The 26082-nt window shown below is 39.4% G+C and carries 18 protein-coding genes; 1 reads left to right on the top strand and 17 read right to left on the bottom strand.

All coding sequences use genetic code 11. The features are described 5' to 3' along the window. Positions 1 to 112: 112 nt before the first annotated feature. Positions 113 to 2890 (bottom strand): DUF6383 domain-containing protein, encoded by a 2778-nt coding sequence (locus tag C4S38_RS16260; RefSeq protein ID WP_103982643.1) that lies wholly within the window; start codon positions 2888 to 2890, stop codon positions 113 to 115. A gap of 626 nt (positions 2891 to 3516) precedes the next feature. Then, positions 3517 to 4362 (bottom strand): mechanosensitive ion channel family protein, encoded by an 846-nt coding sequence (locus C4S38_RS04030; RefSeq protein ID WP_099464203.1) that lies wholly within the window; start codon positions 4360 to 4362, stop codon positions 3517 to 3519. A gap of 154 nt (positions 4363 to 4516) precedes the next feature. Here C4S38_RS04030 and C4S38_RS04025 point away from each other — a divergent pair, with 154 nt between their 5' ends. Further along, positions 4517 to 5338, top strand: coding sequence for a tetratricopeptide repeat protein (locus tag C4S38_RS04025; protein WP_099464204.1), 822 nt, complete (start codon positions 4517 to 4519; stop codon positions 5336 to 5338). Positions 5339 to 5401: 63 nt separating this feature from the next. Here C4S38_RS04025 and leuB read toward each other — a convergent pair whose 3' ends face one another. The 15 genes from leuB to C4S38_RS03950 all read right to left on the bottom strand — a co-directional run bounded on the left by leuB (position 5402) and on the right by C4S38_RS03950 (position 25947). Then, positions 5402 to 6469 carry a 3-isopropylmalate dehydrogenase gene (gene leuB, locus C4S38_RS04020; RefSeq protein ID WP_099464205.1) on the bottom strand — a complete coding sequence of 356 codons (1068 nt, stop codon included), beginning with the start codon at positions 6467 to 6469 and terminating at the stop codon, positions 5402 to 5404. A gap of 15 nt (positions 6470 to 6484) precedes the next feature. After that, positions 6485 to 6928 (bottom strand): methylglyoxal synthase, encoded by a 444-nt coding sequence (locus C4S38_RS04015; RefSeq protein WP_099464206.1) that lies wholly within the window; start codon positions 6926 to 6928, stop codon positions 6485 to 6487. 26 nt (positions 6929 to 6954) lie between these two features. Next, a complete protein-coding gene (locus C4S38_RS04010) occupies positions 6955 to 8466 on the bottom strand; it encodes an alpha-isopropylmalate synthase regulatory domain-containing protein (protein WP_200817941.1) in 1512 nt (503 codons plus the stop codon). 57 nt (positions 8467 to 8523) lie between these two features. Beyond that, positions 8524 to 8928 (bottom strand): GxxExxY protein, encoded by a 405-nt coding sequence (locus tag C4S38_RS04005; protein ID WP_103982642.1) that lies wholly within the window; start codon positions 8926 to 8928, stop codon positions 8524 to 8526. Beyond that, positions 8925 to 9515, bottom strand: coding sequence for a 3-isopropylmalate dehydratase small subunit (gene leuD, locus C4S38_RS04000; protein WP_103982641.1), 591 nt, complete (start codon positions 9513 to 9515; stop codon positions 8925 to 8927). The genes C4S38_RS04005 and leuD overlap by 4 nt, the downstream gene beginning before the upstream one ends. A gap of 66 nt (positions 9516 to 9581) precedes the next feature. Continuing rightward, positions 9582 to 10985 carry a 3-isopropylmalate dehydratase large subunit gene (gene leuC, locus C4S38_RS03995; RefSeq protein ID WP_103982640.1) on the bottom strand — a complete coding sequence of 468 codons (1404 nt, stop codon included), beginning with the start codon at positions 10983 to 10985 and terminating at the stop codon, positions 9582 to 9584. A gap of 15 nt (positions 10986 to 11000) precedes the next feature. Next, positions 11001 to 12503 (bottom strand): 2-isopropylmalate synthase, encoded by a 1503-nt coding sequence (locus tag C4S38_RS03990; protein WP_099464210.1) that lies wholly within the window; start codon positions 12501 to 12503, stop codon positions 11001 to 11003. A gap of 319 nt (positions 12504 to 12822) precedes the next feature. Further along, entirely contained in the window at positions 12823 to 14292 is a 1470-nt protein-coding gene (locus tag C4S38_RS03985) for a DUF4434 domain-containing protein (protein ID WP_103982639.1), read from the bottom strand. Between the two features lie 64 nt (positions 14293 to 14356). Then, positions 14357 to 15901 (bottom strand): ADP-ribosylglycohydrolase family protein, encoded by a 1545-nt coding sequence (locus tag C4S38_RS03980; protein ID WP_103982638.1) that lies wholly within the window; start codon positions 15899 to 15901, stop codon positions 14357 to 14359. A gap of 128 nt (positions 15902 to 16029) precedes the next feature. Then, positions 16030 to 17634: a DUF4434 domain-containing protein gene (locus C4S38_RS03975; RefSeq protein ID WP_103982637.1), complete on the bottom strand. Its 1605-nt coding sequence runs from the start codon at positions 17632 to 17634 to the stop codon at positions 16030 to 16032. A gap of 115 nt (positions 17635 to 17749) precedes the next feature. After that, positions 17750 to 19153, bottom strand: coding sequence for a DUF5018 domain-containing protein (locus tag C4S38_RS03970; protein WP_103982636.1), 1404 nt, complete (start codon positions 19151 to 19153; stop codon positions 17750 to 17752). An 18-nt stretch (positions 19154 to 19171) separates the two neighbouring features. Further along, positions 19172 to 20761 (bottom strand): RagB/SusD family nutrient uptake outer membrane protein, encoded by a 1590-nt coding sequence (locus tag C4S38_RS03965; RefSeq protein WP_234999284.1) that lies wholly within the window; start codon positions 20759 to 20761, stop codon positions 19172 to 19174. Positions 20762 to 20778: 17 nt separating this feature from the next. Further along, positions 20779 to 24210, bottom strand: a complete 3432-nt coding sequence (locus C4S38_RS03960; protein ID WP_103982634.1) for a TonB-dependent receptor — start codon at positions 24208 to 24210, stop codon at positions 20779 to 20781. Between the two features lie 150 nt (positions 24211 to 24360). Further along, positions 24361 to 25317, bottom strand: a complete 957-nt coding sequence (locus tag C4S38_RS03955; RefSeq protein ID WP_103982633.1) for a FecR family protein — start codon at positions 25315 to 25317, stop codon at positions 24361 to 24363. A 78-nt stretch (positions 25318 to 25395) separates the two neighbouring features. Further along, entirely contained in the window at positions 25396 to 25947 is a 552-nt protein-coding gene (locus tag C4S38_RS03950; RefSeq protein ID WP_158228513.1) for an RNA polymerase sigma-70 factor, read from the bottom strand. Between the last annotated feature and the right edge of the window lie 135 nt (positions 25948 to 26082).

Raw genomic sequence — 26082 nt, 5'->3', positions numbered from 1 at the left:
TATAACAAATAGGAGGATTGGTGCAAGGTTTGCTATATGCACAAGCAGAAAAGCCCCACCGGTTTTCCGGTGGGGCGAATCTATGAATAGGATAAACCTATTTAGTTTTCAATTATTTTACAACAGCCTTAACAGCAGCTTCACCTTCTACAGCTACGATTACAACACCCTGAGGAGCAGCAATCACTTCACTGTCTGAAGTTGCAACTATTGTAGTCTTCTGACCTAATACGTTAGATACAGTTACAGCCTTACCAGCAGCACCGTAAACAGTTACGTTACCTTCGCCAGCTACTACACTGATAGTGTTAGCTTCTGTTGATTCGTTGCCGGTTGGAGTATCAACAGTTGTTACTGTAACAGGCAGAGCGTTAGCTGCAACATCAAGAACTAATGCACCATTTACTTGTCTCAAATAAGAAGCAGAACCTACGTTGTAAACTTTATATTCACCAGCAGTCTTAGTGTTAGCAAACATAAACTGAGCCTTAGGTGCCATTGTTGAGTCTTTACCAACGATTAAAGTATCTTTACCAATACCATATTGTTTAGCTTCAACGAACACAACCTTATTATCTTTGTTTACAATCATATAATTAGCAATGCCTTCTTCAATCTTTTCAGCATCAACATTTCTTGTTGTAGTGAAATAGAATTTAGGTTCAGCAACATTTTCCATACAAGCAGTATCAACATACAACTTGAAGTCGTCAGCAGCATAACCAGCCTTCAAATCAGATTCACCCTTCAATACGCCAGAACCATCGGCAGCCATTGTAATAGCCAATGAGCTGTTAGCTGCAGAATTGATAGTCATGTGAGCAGGAGTACTATTTGAAACATTTACCCATTCAGGCAGGTCAGGAGTAGTTACAGTAAATGTACCCAACACTTGAGAATTTACTTTGGCAGCAACCATCTTAGCTTCTGTTCCTGAGAAAGTAGCTTGCAATGTATCAACATTAAACAATACAGTGTTGTCAAATGTCTTCATATTATTTGCATCATATACATCGCTACCCATCAAAGTAATCAACTGATATTGATCTTTAACCGGAGTTGCACGGAACACAACAGCCACAGTATCTCTCTTACCGTCAGCACGTTTTGTCAACTTAAACACTTCATTAGTTCTATCATATCCAAGAACCTTATCACCTAAGAATTCAGTTAAAATATAAGCTTCACGAGTCAAGTTATCACCGAACTTAACTGTACCTGCATTAGCAACTTTCAATTTGAATGTAGTAGCATCAGCATCAGCGGCTGCATGTAAAATAGAGTCTTTTACATATACCATAGCATCAGTTCCTAAAGAAGAGTTGAATTGCAATGCTACAGACAAGTTCTTCAATTCAGCAGCTGTAAAGTGTTTATAACCTACGAATTCGTCAGTTGCAGGAGCTTCTTCGAATATAAATGAATAAGCACCATTCACCATCTTATAGCCATTTGCACCATCTTCATAGATAGCCATACCATTTGCAAACTTTTCATCTTTAAGTTCGCGATTGAAAATATTATAATTACCATTAGCTAATTTTTCAACTGCCCACTGAGTAGAAGCTACATAAGGAGAAGCAGCACCGAATGCCTTAGCTGTAGACGGATAATTAATAACAACATATTTATCTTTATTGTCACCTGTAGTAACCTTAATATAATACTTCTTGGCAGCATCTAATCCTGTAAATTTAGTACCTACCATAAATTCGATACCAGGAAGATCGATATTTGCAGCATCAACAGCAGCAGTAGACAACACTTTTGAACCGTTTGCAATATAAGCCCAAGATACATAAGAAGGGGTAATTCCTTTTTCAGCAGTTGTATTAGCTGCCACATCAACTTTTGAAGTTGCTGTAGAAACGATTAAAGAGTCACCGGCAATTCTACCTTTGTTAATCATAAATTTGAACAAATAAGTAGAGATATTACGACCCTTAGCAGCTACTGTATCAGAAACACCACCATAAGCAGGATCCTGATTTGTTACATTAGTCAATGTATCCAAGCCAAATTTGAAACCGGCACCTTCATTCCAAGAAGCAGAAGCTACGTTGTGGCGAACTGTATCAGCAATGATAAACAGTGAATCGTTCATCACTTTATCATTCCACTTAGACTTCAAACCCGGAGCACCGATTACACGCAACATAACTGAATCTCCAGGAGTAAATCCTGTAACATCTGCTTTTAATTTATCAGAAGTATTTACTTGAGATGCATTTACAGCAATCGCTTTAATCTGATATTTTGTAAATACATTATCAGCAACATCATTATTGAATGCTAATTTGAAATAAGTACCATTAGCTTCATTCAATTGTTCTGCACTCAAAGGCATATCTGCAACTTCTACTGCATTCCATGCAACAGCTGCAGCAGCATTCTTCTGTACCTTTACTGTTCCGTCAACAACAGTATCCAAAGAGAATACATCGGAGCCCACTTTATAAGTAATAGTAGAGGTAGCTCCAGCCGTACAAGCCTTCCAAGACCAATCTTTGTTACCATCTTTTACAATTCCAACAACTTCCTTATTGTTTTCAACACTAAGAACAGTACCTGTCACCTTGTTCTCGAAAGTATAGATAGAGTCGCCTGATGTTGGCTGAACTGTCAAGTTCAACTTCCACATCACAGAGTCCAATGCCGGAACTTCAGAAAAATCGCCTTTTGTAACAGATTTCGTAACCAAACTATCCTTATCACCTGCTTTTGTTTTTATAACAGAAAGATAAGAACCGGCGCCGGCTTTAATGTGGTAATACTTGTCAGCAGGAGCAAGCTTAGTCGCAACCTCGTTACCGGGCGTAAACTGTGCGCTTGCTGATAATCCACCGACCATCAGAGCAATGGCCAAAAGAGTAGAAAATCTCTTGTTCATAATTCAAATAATTTATATTAATACTAAGTAAATAAGTTCTTTAATCTAAAAATATCCCTCACATCAAAACATACCAAGGGATGTAATTCATCTAATCTTGCCAACAAAAGTAAGCATTGTTTTTATATCTGCAATCCATTTCTTGTGTTTTTTTCTCTTTTAGTATACTTTCTTATCAACAAAACAACATAGTGTGTACGAAATTGTCGATTCCTTATACAAAACACTCAACAGTGGTGTATTTAAGCGGATATTCCAATATATAATATAATGTACGCGCATGTACATATCTTTATATCCAAATCATCGGGATCATTTTTCAATATCATCCCGATGATTTCAAAAAATGATCCCGATGATTTCTTTCTGAGAAAATGAAAAGCCCGCAATCAAGAGACCACGGGCTTAAAATCGTTCCTTTTATAACCAAATAATACTAAAGTAATAAAATAAAAGCCCTGAAATATCTTTTATCAGACAGAATGATTTACTTCTGCCGATTATATATCTTTTAAATTTTGATACACAAAGATAAATCTTTTCGATCATCTATAGGAAAAAATCTATTCGATCTAACCAAGTCTATTGGTTTATGAACAAAAAGATTCATTTCGAGTACATATCCCTCAATCTTTCGCCTGATGTACAGTAAGCTGAGGGAATGGGAATCCAATACCTTCGGCATTAAACGTTGCATAAATAGCCTGATTTATATCAAAATAAACACCCCAATAATCAGCACTCTTCACCCACACGCGTACAACAATATTTACACTGCTATCTGCCAATGCCGTTAATGCAATAAATGGAGCTGCCGGATCAGACAATATACGCGAATCTTTAGCCAAGACAGATTCTATTACGGACTTTACCTTCTCAAAATCGCTTCCATATTCAACTCCAAAAGTCCAATCTACACGGCGGCTTGTCTGATGACTAAAATTTGTCACTACCCCACTGCTTAACGAACCGTTTGGAATATAAATTATCTTATTATCAGCAGTAGACAGAACCGTATGGAAAATTTGTATCTCTTTCACCGTTCCCCCGACATTCTGAGCTTCAATATAGTCTCCTACTTTATAAGGTTTAAAAAGAAGAATAATTAAACCGCCGGCAAAGTTTGACAAATTGCCGCTCAGAGCCATACCGACTGCAACACCGGCAGAAGCAAGCAAAGCTGCAAACGATGTTGTTTGTACTCCCAATGCTCCTACAACCGAGATAATTAACAATATCGTAAGAACAACATTTACTAAACTACCGACAAATGTCTTAACAGAAAGGTCGATATCACGTTTATTCAATATCCGGCGAACCAACTTATTAATCAAATTAATAACTAACCGGCCAACTATAAAAACCAAAAAAGCTTTTATCAGTGTCCAGCCCAAAGTAGATCCTTGTTCAACAAGAGACCTCAAAGCAATTTCCAGCTTCGTAGCAGTTTCTGTAGCATCTAATAATAACATATCCTTTAAATTTAATTCTTATACTATATTTAACTCTTAGCGAATAAAATTATTACAAATTGTAGCAAAGGTATAAAGTTTTTTTATTCCAGCTAAAAGATTAATTTATTATGTAGATTTGCGGCAAATCAAATAACAGATTAAACATAATAGAATGAGAATCCTTAGCATATTTGCAGCTCTATTCTTACTTGTAGGCAATGTCTACGCCCAAACATACGAAGAATACATAAAAAAAAGCTATGACTTCCTGGATAAGAACGATTTAGTATCTGCTGAAGAAAGTCTGAAAGCGGCAATGCGTTTAGAGCCAGGAAATCCTACCAACTATGCACTGCTTTCAAATCTGGGAACAATTCAACGCAGGCAAGGTAAATTAGAAGAGGCTCTCACTTCATATTCCGCCGCATTGAGCCGCCAGTCTAAAAATATAGGAATTCTGGAAAATCGAGCTTCCTTATATTCCGAATTGGGAGAAACTGAGAAGGCGTTGAACGATTACACAACCCTTCTGCTTATCGATCCAACCCACCAGGAAGCTCTTTATTGCCGGGGATTACTTTACATACAATTAAAAAACTTCATTTGGGCAGAACAGGATTTCGACAAAATCCTGGAAGTAAACGAAAAGTCTGTACGCGGCCGTCTTGGGCATGCGATCCTTGAAAAAATGCGCGGCAATTATGATGAGAGCGAACGCATATTCAACTATCTGATTAATGAAATGCCCCGCGACTGGATTTTATACGAAGGCCGTGCCGACCTTTACTTTATGATGGGGAAGAATGCACGCGCCATGGCTGATATAAACCGGGTGTTTGTTGAAAGTACTCCCAGTGCTGCACTTTATGTTTTGCGAGGTAAGATAAAACTATCCCAATATGAAAAAGAGCCGGCTGCTCTCGACTTCCAAAAAGCATTAGATATGGGTTACGATAAGGCTGTGATTGAAGAGTTAATGAAAATGACAAAATAAAATAATGGCGGTGCGTTCACTAATTCCGACTTTTGACACACCGCCATTTCCAAATCCCTATTTTTAATTACTGATTCGTTCGGCAATCCAGTCTCCTACTTCACTGGTAGAATATGATTTGCCATTCTGTGAAATATCTTCCGTCACCACACCGGCATCCATAGAGGCAGCGACAGCCTCACGGATCACTTTTCCTTCTTCCATCAGATTGAAGGCATATTCAAACATCAGGGCGGCACTCAGGATAGTAGCCAACGGATTAGCTATATTTTTTCCGGCTGCCTGCGGATATGAACCGTGAATAGGTTCAAATACAGATGTATGTACACCTATGGAAGCCGAAGGAAGCATACCTAACGAACCTGTTATAACAGAGGCTTCATCCGTCAGGATGTCGCCAAACATGTTTTCAGTAACCAAGACATCAAAACTCTTTGGCCATTGGATCAGACGCATAGCTGCATTATCCACAAACATATATTCCGTCTCCACATCCGGAAATTCTTTTTCTATCTCTTGTGATACCTGGCGCCATAAACGGGAAGTAGCCAAAACATTAGCTTTATCTACAACAGTTACTTTTTTACGGCGTTTCTGTGCATACTGATATGCCAGACGTACAATGCGTTCAATCTCTTCGCGAGTATAAATACATGTATCATAAGCCGTGTTGCCATCTTCGCTACGTCCTTGCGGGCGCCCGAAGTACATACCTCCGGTCAGCTCACGGATACACATAAAGTCTGCACCTTCCACCAGATCGGCACGAAGGGGCGATTTATGGATCAAGGAAGGGAATGTTGTCACCGGACGAATGTTTGCAAACAAGCCCAGCTTTTTACGCATAGCCAGCAAGCCCTGCTCCGGACGAACCTTTGCAGACGGATTATTGTCATACTTAGGAGAACCGATAGCTCCGAAATAAACCGCATCACTCTGCATACACAGTTCGTGTGTTTCATCGGGGTACGGATTACCTACCGCATCAATAGCACAAGCACCAACCAATGCCTCCTTATAACTCAAATCATGTCCGAACTTCCGGCATACGGCTTTTACAGCTTTCATGCCTTGTTCTACTATTTCGGGACCAATCCCGTCTCCTGCCAATACAGCAATATTCAATTTCATTACGTTAGTATTTTGTTATTCTCTTTTGAAATATTCATACTTAGGCTCTGTAGGAACATAAGAATCATCATCCCACAAAGAACTTGTAATCATCAGGTCCGCACTGTAACGGTTACAAGCGATAGGTACATTATGAACACGGCATTGGCGAAGCAACATTTGAATGTCTGCTTCATGTGGCTGTGGATTCAGGTCGTCAATCAGGAACACGGCCAAATCTATTTCTTTGCGAACTACCATGGCTGCGATCTCCGCATCACCCCCCAAAGGACCGGAATGCATCCGTGTCATATCGATTATAGCCCCGGTTTCTTCAAGTGCCTTTTTAACAAGACCGCCCGTAGTTCCGGTACAAACCAAATGATGATGTGACAGGTATGTAGCATTGTGAACTGCCCATTCAACCATATCCGCCTTACGATTATCGTGCGCTACAAGCGCAATAGTTAACCTTTTCATAATACCTATAATTTTAATTAGACAATTTAGCCTTCTATTTTATTCAGCATCTTCAGAGTTGCTTTGATGGCTGCTTCCGTTTGGTCTGCATCCAATCCGCGTGTCTTAAAATCTACCCCGGCATAATTCCAACTAATGACAGTCTGCACAAAAGCATCGGTACGCCCACCGGGTGGAATCGTTACAGAATAGTTCGTCAGCATCGGAAACGGCCGTCCAAGATTTGCATAAATGCGACGTAAAGCGCGTACAAAAGCGTCATACTGACCGTCGCCGGAAGCCGATTCTTCATACGCCTCACCATCAATCTCTATCTTCAACGTTGCAACCGGTTTCAGTCCCTGAGCCAAAGATAAAGAATAATTCAATATCCGTATCTTCTGATCTGCCATCGCATCATGATGCAACACATCACTAATGATATACGGAAGGTCTTCAGGAGTAACCATCTCTTTCTTATCTCCCAGTTCGATGATGCGCTCGGTAATCTTCTGCATGGCTTCTTCATCCATATCGATCCCCAGGGTTTCAAGATTCTTACGAATATTTGCCCTGCCGGATGTCTTACCCAATGCATATTCGCGAACACGCCCAAAACGTTCGGGAAGCAGTTCGTTACAATACAGATTATTCTTACTATCCCCGTCTGCATGCACGCCGGCGCATTGTGTAAAAACATTCTCGCCTATAATTGGTTTATTGAGCGGGATATGTACACCCGAATAAGTCTCGACCAAACGGCTCACATGGTTAATACGTTCTTCGCGGACACTGCTCACTTCATCCAACTGGTCTTTAAGCATTGCCACCACACTGCTGAGCGGCGCATTTCCGGCACGTTCGCCCAAACCGTTCACTGTTGTATGGATGCCGCGAATGCCGGCACGAATTGCAGAATAGACATTCGCCACTGCCAGATCGTAATCGTTATGCGCATGGAAGTCGAACTTCAACTGAGGGTAACGATCCACCATCATTTTACAATATTCGAAGGTATTACCCGGATTCAACACGCCCAGCGTATCAGGCAGCATAAAACGGCAAATAGGCAAATCCATCAGTCCGTCTATCAATTGGAATACATAATCGGGGGAGTTCTTTATCCCATTCGACCAGTCTTCCAGATAAATATTTACATCGATATTCCTTTCGGCAGCATTCGATACGACCGAACGGATATCGGCAATGTGCTGTTCGGGGGTCTTACGAAGTTGCTTGGTAACGTGCTTGTAAGAACCTTTGCAAAGCAGATTCATCACACGGCAACCGGCAGAACCGATCCAGTCGAGCGAAACCGTCCCGTCAACAAAGCCCAGCACTTCAAGTTGTCCCAGCCTTCCGGCACGTTCCGCCCAGTGGGCTATTTCTTTGACCGCCTCAAACTCTCCATCCGAAACACGGGCGGAAGCAATCTCTACCCGGTTGACACCAAGTTCGACAAGCAGCATTTTTGCAATGCTCAGCTTTTCGCGTGCCGAAAAAGAAACGCCCGACGTCTGTTCCCCATCCCGGAGAGTTGTATCCATTATCTCTATCATATATCAGTTTCTATTTACCGGACGCAGACTGCGCAGATAACGCAGACAAACGCAGATTTATTTATTTTCGTTCCTGAATATTTTACGTTTTACCTGAGGGCGAAAACCGAAGTTTAATAAAAGACCAACTTCCATTTTCGTTGCTTTTAGATAATTCAACAATTGGGATTCATGTTCCGAACATAATTCATTCACGGCTTTTAATTCCAGTATAATATGGCCATTTACAATAATGTCTGCCACGTACTCTCCCACCAAAGAACCCTCATAATACACATTAATCGGGTATTGCGCTCTACAATCGAGTCCTTGTTTATGCAGTTCAAAGAACAGAGCATTCTGGTATACGCGTTCCAGAAATCCATATCCTAAAGAACGATACACTTTATAAAACGCACCAATTATCTTGTCCGTCTCTTCTTTAAATAAAAAATCTGCGTCAGTCTGCGTGTTCTGCGTCATCTGCGTGCCCTTTCGTAGGCTTCTATTTTAGACTGGTTGGCCAGGAGATAATCGATGTCGTCCAGGCCATTCACAAGACAGTCCTTTTTGTAAGCATTGATGTCGAAGTGCTCACTATGGCCGGTGGCATTGTTGGTAATGGTCTGCCGAGGCAAATCTACCGTCAGTGTCACTGCAGGATCTGCCCCTACAGAAGCAAAAACTTCGGCAAGGAACTCCGGTGATACAACAACCGGCAAAAGGCCGTTGTTCATAGAGTTATTTTTGAATATATCGGCAAAGAAGCTGCTAACAACCACGCGAAAACCATATCCGCTTATCGCCCATGCGGCATGTTCGCGGCTCGATCCGCTACCAAAGTTCTTTCCGGCTACCAGTATCTGCCCCTTATAAGTATTCTGGTTTAGCACAAAGTCGGGATTAGGGTTGCCCGTTTTATCGTACCTCCAGTCACGGAAAAGATTGTCGCCGAATCCTTCGCGTGTGGTTGCTTTCAGAAAACGGGCGGGAATGATCTGGTCTGTATCCACATTTTCCAAAGGCAGAGGAACGCAGGTTGATGTCAGGATGCTTATTTTCTCTTTCATTATATTTATCTTTTATGTTTTACTATCTTATTTCACCTAAGATTAAATCATTTCCCATGTTTTGATTTAATCTTCTGCCAAATCTCTCGGATCTGTTATACAGCCGGTAACTGCTGCTGCTGCTGCAACCAGCGGCCCCGCCAAAATCGTACGTGCGCCGGGACCCTGACGGCCTTCGAAGTTACGGTTGGAAGTAGAGACGGCATATTTTCCGACCGGCACTTTATCTTCATTCATAGCCAGACAAGCCGAGCAGCCCGGTTGACGGAGTTCGAAACCTGCCTCGTTCAATATTTTGTCAATACCCTCGGCACGTATCTGACGCTCCACCATCCAGCTTCCGGGAACCAGCCAGGCAGTTACATTATCGGCCTTCCTTCTTCCTTTCACCAAAGATGCAAAAGCACGGAAATCTTCAATACGGCCATTCGTGCAGCTTCCCAGAAAGACATAATCTATTTTCTTTCCCAGTACAGGTTCTCCAGCAGTAAATCCCATATAGTCCAACGATTTTTTATATGAAATACGACCGGCTTCATCTATTTTTTCCATAGCCGGAATGTTTTCACGAATGCCCATGCCCATGCCCGGATTGGTTCCGTATGTAATCATAGGTTCTATATCTCCGGCATGGAAAACGATCTCTTTATCGAATCTGGCATCGGCATCACTATAAAGTTTACGCCATTCGGCAAGACTCTTTTCCCACGCTTCGCCACGCGGAGAAAATTCGCGGTCTTTCAGATAAGCAAACGTTACGTCATCCGGAGCAATCATACCACCACGGGCACCCATCTCGATAGAAAGATTACAGATTGTGAGGCGTTCCTCCATTGTGGTATTGCGAATGGCCTCGCCGGCATATTCCACAAAGTAGCCGGTAGCACCTCCGGTTGTCATCTTACTTATGACATAAAGGGCGAAATCCTTAGCCGTTACGCCCGGTTTACGTTTTCCGTCAATGGAGATACGCATTGTTTTAGGTTTGCGTTGCATAATACATTGGGTTGCCAGTGTCATCTCCACCTCACTGGTTCCGATACCGAAAGCAATAGCTCCCAAAGCACCATGGGTAGAAGTATGCGAGTCGCCGCAAACCAATGTCATTCCCGGTTGGGTAAGTCCGTTTTCCGGACCTACGACATGGATAATACCGTTTTTAGGATGCTGCAAACCGTAATAGGTCAGGTTAAAATCCTTCGCATTCTGTTCCAGCGTATCAACTTGGTTCTTGGAGACTGGATCGTCTATTGGTTTATCCTGATTCAGAGTCGGAATATTATGATCCGGCATGCAGGTAATCTGTTCAGGCCGGAAAGGTTTCAGTCCACGGGCTTTTAATCCGGCAAATGCCTGCGGGCTGGTTACTTCATGGCAGTACAATCTGTCAATATATAACTGGATGGTTCCATCGGGCAGCGTGTCTACGACATGCTTTTCCCAAATCTTTTCAAATAATGTCTTGCCCATATCTCGATTCTGTTATTATTCTACGATAAATTTATTAATTGCATCTACAAAAGCTTCCACCGAAGCAGCTATAATATCAGTATTTGCAGAAAAGCCGTAATAAATAGAACCATTGTATTCTACCTGCATGTGAACTTTTCCGGTATCGTCGCTACCTTTACTTATTGCCTGAATAAGAAACTCCTGTATTGTCATATCGCTATTACTGATAGCTTTTTTCACCGCTTTGATACCTGCATCGACAGGACCGTTCCCGGCTGCCGCCTCATAGCGCTTAACGCCCGACATATTCAAACAGATACTGGCAACAGACTGTACACCTACACCGCTTGTTACTTGCAGATAATCCAGTTTGATACGGTGGGTAGCCGTACGGTCTTTACCTACCAGCATCAGCACGTCATCATCATTTATATCTTTCTTGCGATCGGCCAGTTTCAGAAACTCTTCGTACGCTTTATCCAGCTTTTCCTGGTCAAGTTCCACTCCTAAAACATGCAGACGATTCTTCAAAGCAGCACGGCCGCTACGGGCGGTCAGTACGATAGCATTATCGTCAATACCAACATCTTTCGGATCTATGATTTCATACGTCTGTACATTTTTCAGCACACCGTCCTGATGGATTCCCGATGAATGTGCAAAAGCGTTACGGCCTACTATTGCTTTATTAGGCTGAACCGGCATATTCATCAGGCTCGAAACCATGCGGCTTATTCCATATATTTTTGATGTATTGATATTGGTAACGATTTCGCGCTCTTTGTGGCTTTTAAAAATCATGGCGATCTCTTCCAGTGAAGTATTTCCCGCACGTTCGCCAATGCCGTTGATTGTGACTTCCACTTGGCGGGCGCCATTCAATACGCCCTGTACGGTGTTAGCTGTTGCCATGCCTAAATCGTTATGGCAATGTGTAGAGATAATGGCATTTTGAATACCGTCTACATGTTCCATCAGGTATTTGATCTTCGCACCATATTCATCCGGCATGCAGTATCCTGTTGTATCAGGTATATTGACAACAGTAGCTCCTGCTTTGATAACCGCTTCTACTACACGAGCCAGATATTCATTGCTGGTACGTCCGGCATCTTCACAATAAAATTCAATATCTTCGGCATATTTCTTTGCATACTTAGTAGCGGCAATGGCACGTTCGAGTATCTCATCCTGATTGGAGTTAAACTTATATCTGATATGATAATCGGAAGTTCCGATACCTGTGTGAATACGTCCGCGCTTGGCAAACTTCAAGGCTTCTGCAGCGACCTCTATATCTTTTTCAACAGCACGCGTCAATGCACAAATAGTAGGCCAGGTCACAGCCTTGGATATTTCAACCACACTTTTGAAATCACCCGGACTAGACACAGGGAAGCCAGCTTCTATCACATCCACTCCCAACATTTCGAGAGCTTTGGCAACCTGGATCTTTTCTACTGTATTTAACTGGCAACCCGGGACCTGCTCCCCATCCCGTAATGTTGTGTCGAAAATGAATAATCTGTCTGACATATTATTATCGTTTAATGTATTAATATCTTACGTTTGTCCGCTAAAACTAAAAAAGCCCTTCTCACAAGGAAGTGAGAAAGGCTCTTTTATTTATTTATCATGCCCGGCAAAGCATACAGTCTCACTTCCTATCCCGTTCCCAGAGTAGAATAATAGATAGAGAAATAATGAGACTATTTTGTATGTTCCGTGTCATTTCTATTTCTGTTTAATGATGCAAAGATACAGTCTTTTTTTTAACCACAAAATATAATTCGATATTTTTTGATTAATATTACTTATAAAACGTAAGATAAACCCTATTACAACAATCAAATCATCAATACCCAATCGTATCACGCCCGGTTACCAGATATTGCATATAGTCATTATACAATTTCACAGTAGGCTCACCTCCCGGTTGAGCAGTCTGCCAACTGGCATTCATCAATCCGGTATAGGCATAACAGCAAACTTTCTCGAAATTGTCAAGCATCAGCAAATCATGCACCACCTGATCTATCGGACGAGGATAAAGCGCATTTTTCTCACCAAAAAGGAAGACTTCCATATCCATCCAAAGATGGCTACCGGCTTCGTCACAATAATTCTGGAGGATTTCTGCGACTTCTTTTCCTGTATAGTCTCCTTCCGGCATACGATGGAAACCAAACGGACAAAGAATATCCAAGTTGGCAAGCAGTTTCGGGTAATAACCGTTCGAGCTCTTAACATCGTGGCAGTTGGTAGCCAGCATCACAGGTTTATCCGGAGCCAACGAACGGGCATAAGCTGTAAACTCTTTAAAGAAATGTACCAACTCATCCCGGCGTTCATCATTCTCACCCAAATAACCTCCTACCTCATTCGAAATATACCATCCGTAGAAGGACTTATGGTGTCCGTACATCTCCCATAATTCTTTTGTCACTTTCTTAGACCAATCCAAAGAACCTTGCGTGAAATCAAACCAGGCATAACCACCCACACCCAGAAATACTTTCATGTTCAGTTTGTCGGCTTCATCCAAAACAGACTCCAACGGCTTATCTGCAGCTAAATCTTTCCAGGCAGGATAGTTAGGAGATTCTTTACCGAAATTAGTATGATTCAACAAGGAATCACCTTCTTTTTTCGGATATACTTTAGACTCATAGTAAGGAAATCCGGTATAACCTGTTTTATCCATATCATGCTGACCTACATATTTCTGGTTACGGAAAAGTTCCTGTATTACCACAATATCCATCTCTATATCATGCATACCCTTCATCATTTCTGCCCATTGTGCATTTGTCAACTTGATAATATCCTTGTTCCAGAAATGTCCCTCGTTCTCGCACCAGTGATAAAACTCGAACCAACCACCATCTATCCGGCGTGTAGAACGTATTTTGGAGTCGATAATAGTCAGAGGTTCAATCATTGTCTTCACTTCATTTCCCGATTCAGCCACCAGAATAATGTTGCGGTTACCTATATACTTCTCAGTATCCAGCCAGAAACGGACACCCGTATTTCCTCCTGCAGGAACTTCCTTTTCTTCAGTATGCAAACAAGAGGCTTTATCTACATTATCCATATAGACAGAGATTTTGTACTTCCGGTCAGCTGGTGATTCATTCCAAACAGCACCCCGGATATCAAGTTTTACATTCTTGGTAATAGGAGATGGAGGTATTAATGTCAGACTGGCACGGGTGTCTTTCGATACACCTGCAGTTTGATTATTGGTACTGCCGGTACAGCCTGCCATCGCAAGCAGTACCAGCATAATAATACATTGTAACGTTTTCACTATGTTTTTCATATTAAAATCTTTTTCCTATAAGACACATGTATCCCCGCACATACTTACAGGAACCACTCATTTCTTATTGACAAGGCAGCTCATGAACTACTTTCTGATCCGTATAAAGAATTGCATCCGTCATCCAGATGTCAGCTCCTTTCACAGGATTTATCCATTTACATTTAACAGTGTAGTCGCCTTTCGGAAGATCGTAGTTGAAATAAATTTCACGTTTCCGGTGATCGAAGAACTTTGGCATCTTGCTTGTATCAACAAGTTTATCGTTCAAATAAATTTCAACTTCTGCCACATAATCTTCAGGGGCTGTACCTTGCAACCAACCTTTCAGCACTAAAGCCGTACCATTATAATGCAGAGAATCAAAAGCGGTAATTGACTTATTCAACGTTTCTTTACTCAACAAATACAAACCTTCAAAACTCACTTCCAAACGAACCGGCTCCGGCTTCTGATAGGCAATTGTTACCATTTCACCATCTGTCTTACCTCCATTTTTTTCAATCTCGGCAAGTGCATGTTTCATACTCAATTCATATGCTTTGTTCAAAGAGATTGTTGTATGAGAGAAAGGAGTATCAACAACAGGGTCCAATGCCTCAGTCCAACAGGTCGGAATATTACTATATCCTAACATCGTACCCAAGATACCGGCAGCTGTAGAAGGATTGCAATCCGAATCCTGACCGGCACGTGTCGATATATCCATTGTCTTAAAGAAATCGCCTTCACCATACAATAAACCTAATGCAACATAAGCCGAGTTCATCTTTGCTTCTATGTCAAAAGGAACCTGAATACCATCCGGACAAGAAATTTCTTCACCCCATTTCTTTTCAATCTCAAACCAAGTCTGTTTCCAATCATTCGGATATTGCTTATGCCAATTAATGACATCTGTTATACATTTATAAAATTCGCTTTCCTGAGGTATTGTCTTCAAAGCTTCACCTACTATGAAATTAATGTCATTGCTTACATACGCCAAAGAATACATGGCAGCCACAAAAACGCCACCATACCAACCGTCTCCATAAGACATAATATGTCCGGTACGGTCACAAATATCTGCAGCTTTATTCGGCATACCGGGCGTCATTACTCCGGCGAAGTCTGCTTCAATCTGAAAATCTATACAATCGGCATGTGGATTATTTTTCCAATGCCCACAGGCCGGAGGCATTAATCCGTTAAGCAAATTATACCTTGCTATCTGATTGGCATGATCCAAAGGATAACCGGCGCGAAGGAAAGCCATAGCAAACGAATCCGCAGGTGCATCCGAACCGTATTTATCAATCACATCAACGAATGTAAGATCTACATAGACATCGTCGTAAAGACCAGGAGCCGTATCATACCATTTTTTTACTTCTCCTTTACTCCAAGGAATAGGAATATAGTCTTGAATCATGGTCCCCACATAACGAAATTCGGTAGGCCCGCCATAGGTACAACCGATAGTCTTACCGGCCCAACTTCCCTTTACCTTATCGAACAGTTGTTCTTTGGAAAGAGTTAAATTCAATTCCGGCTGTTTCTCGGTTTTATTACAACCAAGCAGAGACAGAGCAAAACATCCGGCAACAACAAACAATTGTGCTTTCATAAAATTAATAGATTTAAAATAGAGTGAGCTAAGTAACGTATTTTTTAGCAGTGGACATCTGTTTATAAAAGGAAAATTCCATGAATTATTTGCTGAAACTGATAATCCCAAAACCATATTTAATAATTTCACCACTTTCCTTTCAGATACTTTTTATATTCATCAAAAGCCCCGGCTCCGGGTCTAAAAGTAGCCCAGCTAAAATTTGTAATTTTAGTTGTAAATAAGCCGGCTACAAATAATTGATCCTGCAATTCTTCCCAGTCTTTCGGCCTATAAGGAACATCCGGACACCAACAGTTTTTAAATGATTCTATATCAACCCCAAACTCCACTCCTGTTTCATCACAAGCTTTTTTAACTTGAGTAAAATAATTAGGTAAAACAACGTCAACATCCACCAAACAACGCCCACCTATATCTTGTAAATAAAGTACATCTATATCCGGTGTTTTTTTTAAAATAGCTTTGAACCATTCACCGCACAAATCTGCAGGTTTTCCCCGGAATAAAGCGGGAGCTATGTGTACCGGATATTTTTTCGTCTTAGACTTACAATAAGCTGCAACTTTTTGCAAATAGTCTGCCAATAAATCCCTTGCAGGATTATTCTGCCAACATCCATCAGGAAAAGAACCATCATGAAATTCTTCCGTAATATACCACCCTGCGAAACAAGAACAGGAACCAAACATCTCATAAATCTCATCAATAACCAGTTTGTTTTTTTCAAACAATACATCATAAGTTGCCTGTATATTTTTATCTCCGTTATAATCACCGCCAAATAGTCCAAAGACCAACTTAAACCTCTGCCTTTCCGCGGCTTCAACCATATTATTCACTATAGGATACTGTATTTTATTCCAAGGAACTTTCGTATTCAAATACCATGAAACATCATTCTGATTGCCAAAACCCTGCGTATATTGAATAATCCATGTATCAATATCAACATCTTTACAAGCCTTGAAGTCTCTATCCCAGTCTTCGTTTTCATAGCCAGAAGTCAATTGGATAAATAAGCTATTGAATTGAGGTGTTCCGGCTTGAAGTTCATATGAAGTAAGTTGTTCTAAAGCATCAATTTTCACCTCTCCGGAATGTGCTTCCCCTGACTGATTAACTATTTCGATACGATAACCTACAAATCGAGATAAATTCAATGAGTCTTTAGAATTACCTTTCAAAAACTTAAACGAAAAATAAGGTATTACTAATCTTTGCCAGTCGCCACAATTCAAAATGAAATCATTCGTATAAACAAAATGCACTCTCTCATCCCTCAAAGCTACCAAAGTTTCATCTTGTATCAAATGTATACGAAGTTGATCCATATTACCTTTTTCTCCTTTTATCCAAATAGATATACCTAAAGGACAAAAAGAAAGATCCGGGCGATAGTCCGCCCATACTTCTTCTAACAGAACACTTTCTTTTTCTCCATCTTCAGGTTTTCCTGAAAAATTATACTTTAAAGAGAAAGAACCGTCTCCTTCTATTTTATCTGCTCGATCTACAGTTTTCTTAATTTTCGCCTTCGGACAATTCCTGCCCGGCTCAATAATATATACATTACAAGCTTCTTCATCATAAGTATTTAATAATTTAGTAGCTTTCACTTGTTTCAATAAATCGTTTGATTCTCCGGAGTTAAAAAAATCTGCCGGAGCACGATTAACTGAGCAAGCTGAAAAACACGCATACATAAATATCAATAATAGATTTTTCATAAAATCATACTTTTAACAACAATAAAGGCTGTCTAAAAACTCAGTTTCCTGAACTGAAACCTTTTTTATTTTAGACAGCCTTTTGTTGGCTATTAACCCCCTTTACCTTTAATACCTATTGTGGATAATATGTCATTTTATAAGCTATAATACCTGATTTATCCGCTGCACCACAAGCAATAGAAGCATAAATATACACCTCACAACCATTTACAATTGTTGCAACATCTCCATATTGATTATAGTTCACTTCACCATATACATCACTTTCCAATAACTTAAACTTGGCATAGTCTGCATCGTCCGGTACTAATGTCAGATTATTCTTATCCGTAATTTCAAAAACTTTCATTACAACACCATCCCAAGCCCAGAAACCTTGTTCCAATGTCACCAGAAATTTATCTCCATTTACCTCAAACACATCAAAATCAAATATTTTATATAGGTTATTTTTCGGATTCATCCGGATAATATCCATACTTGGAGGAAAGACCTCTAAACGGCTACCTTTTTCCAGTTTTTCACTATCACTGCCATCATATATACAATATGTAATATAATGATCCGAATTTTCATCCAGTGACTCACGCTTTACTGAAGCAAATGACCATGCTTCTTTTGCACTCGCATATTTAACAATTGTTGGTTTTGTATTTACCGGAACACCATCACGGAACTCCCAATAATAGAAATCGGTCATACCAGAAGCTGTTGCATAAATATAGCCCTTTCCTTGTTTCAGATTCCCTATCACACTCATTTTTCGCCCTAACAAACCCGGGCAACCAGCATCTTCCGTATAATTCAAAATTTCCTTTGCAGGGCTATTCTCATCATCATAATAATAAACAATAAAACCCGCACTATTTTCATTATACCGATTTACAAGAATATGTCCCGCATCATCTGTTTTCACCTGCATGGTAAATGTAGTAGGAGCTGGTATTATCTTTTTGAACTTTCCGGTGATATTATCATATACCCTAACTCCATCTCCAGCGGTCCATATATCTGCATCATGCACATAAATATTATCTCCTGCAGCATCCATACCAGAAATATAAGGGTGGACAATTCCCATTTCCGTAGAATTCTTAAACCACATTTTTTTGAAAATTGTCTTTGGAGGGGTTGGAAGAATTTTAATAATATTCGTACGCTTTACACCTTCCCCATCAGTAACCGTAATTTTCAGAGGATCAGTAAAATCCATTTCACCTGTAATAGCAGGTTCTACATAGCAATTGTTTTCCACGTTGGCAAATGGTTTCAAGCGCGTTAAGTCTAAAGGAGAATCCTCCGTTGTAGGAACTTTAATATATAAAGTATCACCATCATTATACGGCCCTACCATTGTTGCACCATATTCTGTAGATCCACCAGGAATCTTCACGAAGAAATTTAACAATCCTTTATTATATGTAACACCGTTATCCATATCCGGTGACTCACAGCCAAATATTACGAGCAGGAGCAAACTGCAATAAAAAGTATTCAATATTTTATTGGTATTCATAACATAATCTTTTTAGCATTATTTCCATTCATCAAATTGTTCACAGGCCGGATTACGCTGAATCTCAGTCAGAGGTATAGGAAAACGATAATATTTTTCAGGAAATATACGTTTCTTCCCTCCATCGCAATCTACCTGATCATAAGTAAATGTTCCATCTTCATTTCTAGTTATTTTCGTACCATGACAGTTAACGTTATTAAGAACAATAGAAGCCTGTTTCCAACGTCTTAAATCCCAATAGCGATGTCCTTCAAAAGCCAGTTCAATCATCCTTTCATGCCGTAATAAAGACATAAACTCAGACTTACTGCTTGCTGTAACCGGTTTATCAAATCCTGCACGCAGACGCACCTGATTCAATGCAATTAAGGCTTCACTTAAATTATCCTGTTGGGCCATAGCCTCAGCGTATATCAAAAGAACTTCTGCATAACGCATAGCATAATAAGTCAATTCTCCGGGTTGAAAACCATTCCTCTGGCCTTCATCAAACAGTTTACGCATATAATATCCCGTACATGTTGTACCACCGCCAATAGCATATCCATCAACACCTCCGACATAAGTTTCTATTTTACGTCCTTTCCAATCAGCTCCATTATATAAAATTGATGCATAAAAACGCTTTTCACGCCCTTCATACGGATTCTTTGCCTGTTCAGGATTATTCCAACTAAAATCAGATCCATCAGCCATCTGATAAGCCGACACCAACTCCTCTGTAGGGCTAACCTGCGCATATCCTTTATCTCCAGGAGGACAATAAAAATAATCAAATGAATAACCAAAATTTGGAGATTGGTAGCCAAAATCAAGAATAGATTCTTTCGATGTTCCCGTGGCTCTTTTATAAGTAAATAATTTGGCATAATCATCTTCCAACTCATAAATACCTAAGTCCATTACAGCCTTTGCTGCATCAGATGCTTTCTTCCATCGTTCAGCATAAAGCATATAACGGGCTTTAAAAGCCAAAGCCGCCCCTTTTGTCAATTTTCCTTGATTATTTTCTTTTTCCGAAACAACCTTTACAGGTAGATGCTCTATAGCAAAATCTATATCTCTCTCAATAAAATCCCAGCATTCTTCAACGGAGCTACGAGAGTTTTCTTTCTTATCCGGCAATTGTTCGAAAATAATAAAACTGCCACCATACACTCTTGACAACTTAAAAGAGACCCAAGCTCTAAAAAAACGGATTTCAGCTTCAGCCCGCAATGTTACTTCTTCCGGTAAGTTAGATCCATACTTTTTCAACCCATCCAGAAATTCATTACAATCACGAGTCCACGTATAAGCCCAATCCCAGCAGCCCATTGCATTATTATCCGGAGTTACCATCTGGCTACCAAAAATAAACAAATTGGCATCCGCAACCGGAGTATTCATTTTCAAAATATCTGAATGTGCATCATCTTCCACATAAGGCGTATAATACGTCTGCCCAATCAAAGGATAAAATTTATTCAAATATAATTCCAGATTTTTTTCGTTTGTCCAAGGCACTTCATCCGAATAAGACTTTGTCAGTTCAGGATCAAGGCTACAACTCGCCAAGCATGTCATTGCAAACAAACCGGTATAAATAATTATTTTATTTAGCATATCCATTTCGTATTATATTAAAAGGTTAAATTAAGTCCAAATTCTACCGTACGTTGTTGTGGATAATAGCCTTGATTCACATCCGGCATTTCAGGATCCAAATATGGCAAAGCATCTATCGTAAACAAATTTCCACCAGAAATATAAAAACGAACTCTTTCTATAGATATTTTCTGAGTTAATATCCGAGGAATCGTATAACCTATCTGAGCATTTTTCAAACGAAGATAAGCTCCGTTCTTCAACCACCAGGAAGATTCAGAACTCCCGTTTGAACGACGTGAAATACCTAATCGAGGATATTCTGCATTTGTATAGTCCGGTCTCCAAGCCTTTTCTATCAAATAATAAGGAGAGTTTCCATCACAGAAAAACGGCTGAGTGTAGAATGTATGATCCGAAAATTTACGATCCGAATAGTACCCGCACAAAGAAATATCACAAAGAGCAGCACCCTGGAAAAACATATTAAAGTCAAAACCTTTCCAATCTGCAGCCAAATTTAAGCCAAACATCATTTCTGGCGTAGCACTTCTTCCTATCCACGTTTTATCTTGTTCATACGTAATACGTCCGTCACCATTCACATCCTTCAGTTTAATATCACCCGGCAAAGTAGGTCCTAAAACAGCACTGTGATCTATCTCTTCCTGTGATTGAAAAAGCCCTTCAGCTATAAATCCGAATTTCTGATTCATAGGTTTTCCTGTTAATCGTCTGTACTCCGGAACATTCGGGTCTTCAGTTGTTTCTATCACTTTATTTCTCGCCCATGATAAATTTCCCCGTACACTATAATTAACTTCTCCTATTTTATTCCTATGTGTTAATGTTATTTCAAATCCACGATTATCAACAATACCGGAATTCAAATAAGCAGGAAAATAACCACCCATAGAAGGAGGCATCAAACTTCCCTGAGCCTGCAGAATATCTTTTGTTTTCATATAAAAAAGATCCAATTCTGCGCCCAAAAGGCCATTCCACATTGATGTTTCCAGACCTATATTATAAGAAGTTGTTGTTTCCCATTTTATATTATCATTCGGAACACGATCTACACCCAAATAACGTCCCAAAGCATTTCCAATCATAACAACAGGGTCTTTTCCCATACTCATTGTACGTATATAAGCATAGTCGCCGGTTTCTCCAATATTATCATTCCCCAATTTTCCTACGGATAACCTCAACTTAAGATTATCTACAAAAGATACATTCTCTTTAAAAAAGGACTCATTAGAAATACGCCACCCCAAAGCTACTCCGGGAAAAAATCCCCAACGGTTATGCTGTGGTAAACGAGCGGAGCCGTCAATACGTCCTGTAAACTCAAAAAGATAACGCTCATCATAAGCATAATTTAAACGGGTAACATAACCCGCACGACGAAAGTTAGAATGTGAACCTTTCACCAAATCATCCAATACTATTTCACCATAATCCAGGTCCATAATATCCGTAATAGGGAAGCTTTTTCGTCCGGCAGACATTCCAGTACCATTATCTTCAGCATATTCATATAAGAACAATGCACCAACGGCATGTTTGCCAAATGTATTATCATAATTAGCAGAAGCCTGAACCGTAGAGCGCCAGGAATCAGAAAACCATTGGTTAATCGTTGCATCTCCACTAAGAGAATGACGTCCCCATTCATCATGATACGTCTTATCCCCCATGTGATATACCATCAATTTATAAGGTAAAAGAACAGACTTTTTCATTGAATATCCCTTGTCATACCCTAAATTCAACTTAAAGCTAAGCCCCTTTACGAAAGGTAAATCATATTTTATACTCATACTCCCTTCAAACCGATTACTCCTGTTATTCTGTTCTCCTGAAAGATCGCGGGCTGCCAATGGGTTTTGATTTCCATTATCTGGATTTAGGCTACCAGCATAACTACCATCAGGTCTGAAAGCCGTAACAAAAGGATATGCCAACAATGCCTGACTAAAAATAGATGCATAACTATTTCCCAATCCGGCACTTAATCCAGGTTCTTTCTGAGTCGATTGATTTGCAGCAATATTAAATGATACTGTTAAGTTATCAATCACCTTTGCATCTAAATTTGCCCTTACATTATACCGATCGTATGACGTACGATCTATAATTCCATTTTGATTAAATGCACCAAGTGAAACAAAATATTTAAACCGGTCATTCCCTCCATTCAAAGACACATTATTAGTAAATGTAGGCGCAGACTTCTTGAACAGGAGATCAAACCAATCTGTATTTCCAAATATCTCTTCCGGATCTCCATTTATAATTCTATTTAAATCACTATCCGAAAAACGGCGAGCCTCTTTAGGCACACCATCCATTTCTTCTGCCTTATCGTACCAATAAGCATAATCCGGTCCATTAAGAAACTTCGGAAAATTTGTATTCATGCTTATCTGAGCAGACGTATTAAAAGTTATCGTTGGCTTTTGTTGTGAACCACGTTTAGTAGTAACCAAAATAACACCATTCGCAGCACGAACACCATAAACTGCCGCAGATGTCGCATCTTTCAGGATAGTAATAGACTCAACTTCATCCGGATTAATGTTTGGAAATGGCCTTTCAAAGCCATCTACTATAACCAAAGGATCATTATTTCCTAAGGTATTTGAACCACGAACTAACAAAGAAGCGCCATCGGATCCTGGTTGGCCAGCTTCTTGTCTGGTTATCAAACCTGGCAAGCGCCCCTGCAACATAGATGATAAATTCCCGGATGTTGCGGTTTTCAAGTCTTTCGCTTCAATCTGGGCAATAGAACCCGTAACATTTATTTTACGTTGCGAGCCATAACCAACAACAACAACCTCGTCCAAAGTCTTAGTATCTTCCTTCAAAACAACTTTAACAGTATTCCTGTTTCCTACACGGATATCCTGAGAAACATATCCTATATAAGATACCTGTAATATATCATCCGGTACTACTTCGATCGAAAAATCTCCATCAATACCTGTAATAACCCCTTGTTTGGAACCTCTCACAACTACATTTGCTCCAATTACAGCCACTCCGGCAGGATCCAGAACAACACCTGTTATTTTTTTCTTTTTAGTAGATATGCTCTGTTTTACTTTTAGAGAATCTCTAGAAGCCAAAACAATCTGGTTACCGGAAACTTCATAAGTGATATTCGTTCCTTTAAAAATATCATTCAAAACATCTTCCAGTTTCTGATTCAAAACATCAACAGTGACAATGCGATCCAGATCTATCATACTGGCATCATACATAAATGACTGGCCTGATTTCTTCTCAATAGCTTGTAATACTTCTTTGACAGTAACTTTTTTAAGATTAACTGTGATCTCCTGTGACAGCAAGTTGTTACTACTTGCATAAGCGGAAGATACAGGAGAGAAAAGACTAAAAAATGACAATAAAATGCCATAAAAACCTTTTTTTAAACAATAATTTCTGTGTTTATTCATAACTTTGCAAAATCAAAGAGGAAACTAGCATAATACACAACTGCAAATCTTGTTTTATGCGTTAACTTCTCAAGAGAGAGGGTCGTTATACGACCCTTTTTTATTAATATTAGTATTATTTCATAGGCAACATTTTTTCCATTAAACTTTCTATTTGATACTCACATTTTTCTTGTCATAGGTTATTTCCATAGGATTTATACGAGACATCATTCTCAAAATTTCATCCAACTGCTCCGTAGTAATGGTAAATGTATATTTATACTTATCCTTCAAATTATCTGCCAGAACAATATCCACATCATACCATTGATTCAAATACTTCACGACTTCACTCAAACTTTTTTTTTCAATCTTGAGTTTCTCTTGTGCCCATAATGCATTGAAATAAGCATCCGTATTTTCAATAAAAGCATTACCCGTACTTTTATCCAAAACTGCTGCTTCGCCAGGGTTTATCCAGAAAGGATTATCTATTGGCGTCTTCTGAAACGATATTTTACCGGATAAAAGGCTAACAACCAATTCTTCTTTTGTAGAGTTTATACTAAATGAGGTACCATATACTTTTACCAATGATTGATCGACATTGACAAAAAACGGATGCAAGGAATCTTTTTTAACTTCCAGATAAGCTTTACCTTTTATTTCTATGTTACGATTTTCCGGAGAAAAATCATTAGCATAAATAATTTCCGAATGAGGAGCTAACCAAACTTGAGTTCCATCAGGAAGTGCTATTTTACTTTTACCATTTAATGTTGCATACTGGAAAACAACAGGGCATTCCTTGTCTGAATGATTAATAATATATAATGAAGAAATAGCTATCAACAGGATAACGACCGCAACTGATCTATAAATCCATTGAAATGAAATAGTTATACATTTAACTTTTTCTGAAATATGATTATTTACGATTTCCCAAGCTTTCTCTTTATCCGGATTAAAAGAAGAAGCTTTATATTGAATCATATTCCAAATTTTCTCTACATCTTTCTGTAAATCCACTGAAGGAGCCTTCTTATCGTTTAAAAGCAGAGATGAATCCAAGGATTCCCCTCTTTTTAGCTTATTTATTATATTTATCCAAAAATCATGTTTCATAATAAACCCTTTATATAAGAGTCACCCTATGAAAGTACAACACGTAAGCCCCCTCGCTTATTTAACATTGATTTGCAATTACCAAAGATATGAATAATTATTCCCTAAATATTGCCGGATACGCGATAAAGCGTTAGAGATATGAGTTTCTACAGTGCGAATAGATAAATTCTTTAGTTCTGCAATCTCTGCATTGGAAAGATTTTGTTCTCGGCTCAGGCGAAAAATTTCACTACATTTTTCAGGTAAAGATAGTATAGCTTCTTGTATAATATTCTGAAGTTCATGCAATTCTATTTCTTCATTCTCACAAGCAACATCATATGGCATCTCATCACAAAATACAATATGTCGATTATCCCTATAATAATTTAAAGTTCTATTCTTTACCGCTTGAAACAAATAAGATTTTAAGGTTAGTTGTATTGTTAACTGTTCACGTTTATCCCACAAATAAACAAACAAGCCCTGTACAATTTCCTCCGACGCAAACGTATCATCCAAACTTATATTGACAAAACGGCACAACGGAACATAGTACTTATCAAATATAAGTCTAAAAGCTCTCTTGTTTCCTTCTTTTACCTGGTTTAAAAGAGCAATATCATCATTTACAAAATCGTCATTCATGACACTGTAAAAAACACATTTATTCGAAATAATTAAATGGCATATACTATAGTACATGAAGAACTATAGTTTCAAATATCTAAAATATAATAAAAAAGGCCTTTTTATATCAACAGCTATAATTAAAATGACTAT

It is taken from the genome of Parabacteroides chinchillae (genome assembly GCF_900108035.1).
Taxonomy (GTDB): domain Bacteria; phylum Bacteroidota; class Bacteroidia; order Bacteroidales; family Tannerellaceae; genus Parabacteroides; species Parabacteroides chinchillae.
The sequence above is the reverse complement of the archived record's forward strand: the minus strand, read 5'-3'. Positions and strand labels throughout refer to the sequence as shown.

Bases quoted from the DNA above. Each gene is read 5' to 3' on its own strand.
- C4S38_RS03965 (WP_234999284.1), bottom strand. From the start codon at position 20,761: ATGCTAAATAAAATAATTATTTATACCGGTTTGTTTGCAATGACATGC.
- leuB (WP_099464205.1), bottom strand. From the start codon at position 6,469: ATGAAATTGAATATTGCTGTATTGGCAGGAGACGGGATTGGTCCCGAA.
- C4S38_RS16260 (WP_103982643.1), bottom strand. From the start codon at position 2,890: ATGAACAAGAGATTTTCTACTCTTTTGGCCATTGCTCTGATGGTCGGT.
- C4S38_RS04025 (WP_099464204.1), top strand. From the start codon at position 4,517: ATGAGAATCCTTAGCATATTTGCAGCTCTATTCTTACTTGTAGGCAAT.
- C4S38_RS04030 (WP_099464203.1), bottom strand. From the start codon at position 4,362: ATGTTATTATTAGATGCTACAGAAACTGCTACGAAGCTGGAAATTGCT.
- C4S38_RS03985 (WP_103982639.1), bottom strand. From the start codon at position 14,292: ATGAAAAACATAGTGAAAACGTTACAATGTATTATTATGCTGGTACTG.
- C4S38_RS03980 (WP_103982638.1), bottom strand. From the start codon at position 15,901: ATGAAAGCACAATTGTTTGTTGTTGCCGGATGTTTTGCTCTGTCTCTG.
- C4S38_RS03970 (WP_103982636.1), bottom strand. From the start codon at position 19,153: ATGAATACCAATAAAATATTGAATACTTTTTATTGCAGTTTGCTCCTG.
- C4S38_RS04005 (WP_103982642.1), bottom strand. From the start codon at position 8,928: ATGACGCAGAACACGCAGACTGACGCAGATTTTTTATTTAAAGAAGAG.
- C4S38_RS03975 (WP_103982637.1), bottom strand. From the start codon at position 17,634: ATGAAAAATCTATTATTGATATTTATGTATGCGTGTTTTTCAGCTTGC.
- leuC (WP_103982640.1), bottom strand. From the start codon at position 10,985: ATGGGCAAGACATTATTTGAAAAGATTTGGGAAAAGCATGTCGTAGAC.
- C4S38_RS03955 (WP_103982633.1), bottom strand. From the start codon at position 25,317: ATGAAACATGATTTTTGGATAAATATAATAAATAAGCTAAAAAGAGGG.
- C4S38_RS03990 (WP_099464210.1), bottom strand. From the start codon at position 12,503: ATGTCAGACAGATTATTCATTTTCGACACAACATTACGGGATGGGGAG.
- C4S38_RS03950 (WP_158228513.1), bottom strand. From the start codon at position 25,947: ATGAATGACGATTTTGTAAATGATGATATTGCTCTTTTAAACCAGGTA.
- C4S38_RS04010 (WP_200817941.1), bottom strand. From the start codon at position 8,466: ATGATAGAGATAATGGATACAACTCTCCGGGATGGGGAACAGACGTCG.
- C4S38_RS03960 (WP_103982634.1), bottom strand. From the start codon at position 24,210: ATGAATAAACACAGAAATTATTGTTTAAAAAAAGGTTTTTATGGCATT.
- leuD (WP_103982641.1), bottom strand. From the start codon at position 9,515: ATGAAAGAGAAAATAAGCATCCTGACATCAACCTGCGTTCCTCTGCCT.
- C4S38_RS04015 (WP_099464206.1), bottom strand. From the start codon at position 6,928: ATGAAAAGGTTAACTATTGCGCTTGTAGCGCACGATAATCGTAAGGCG.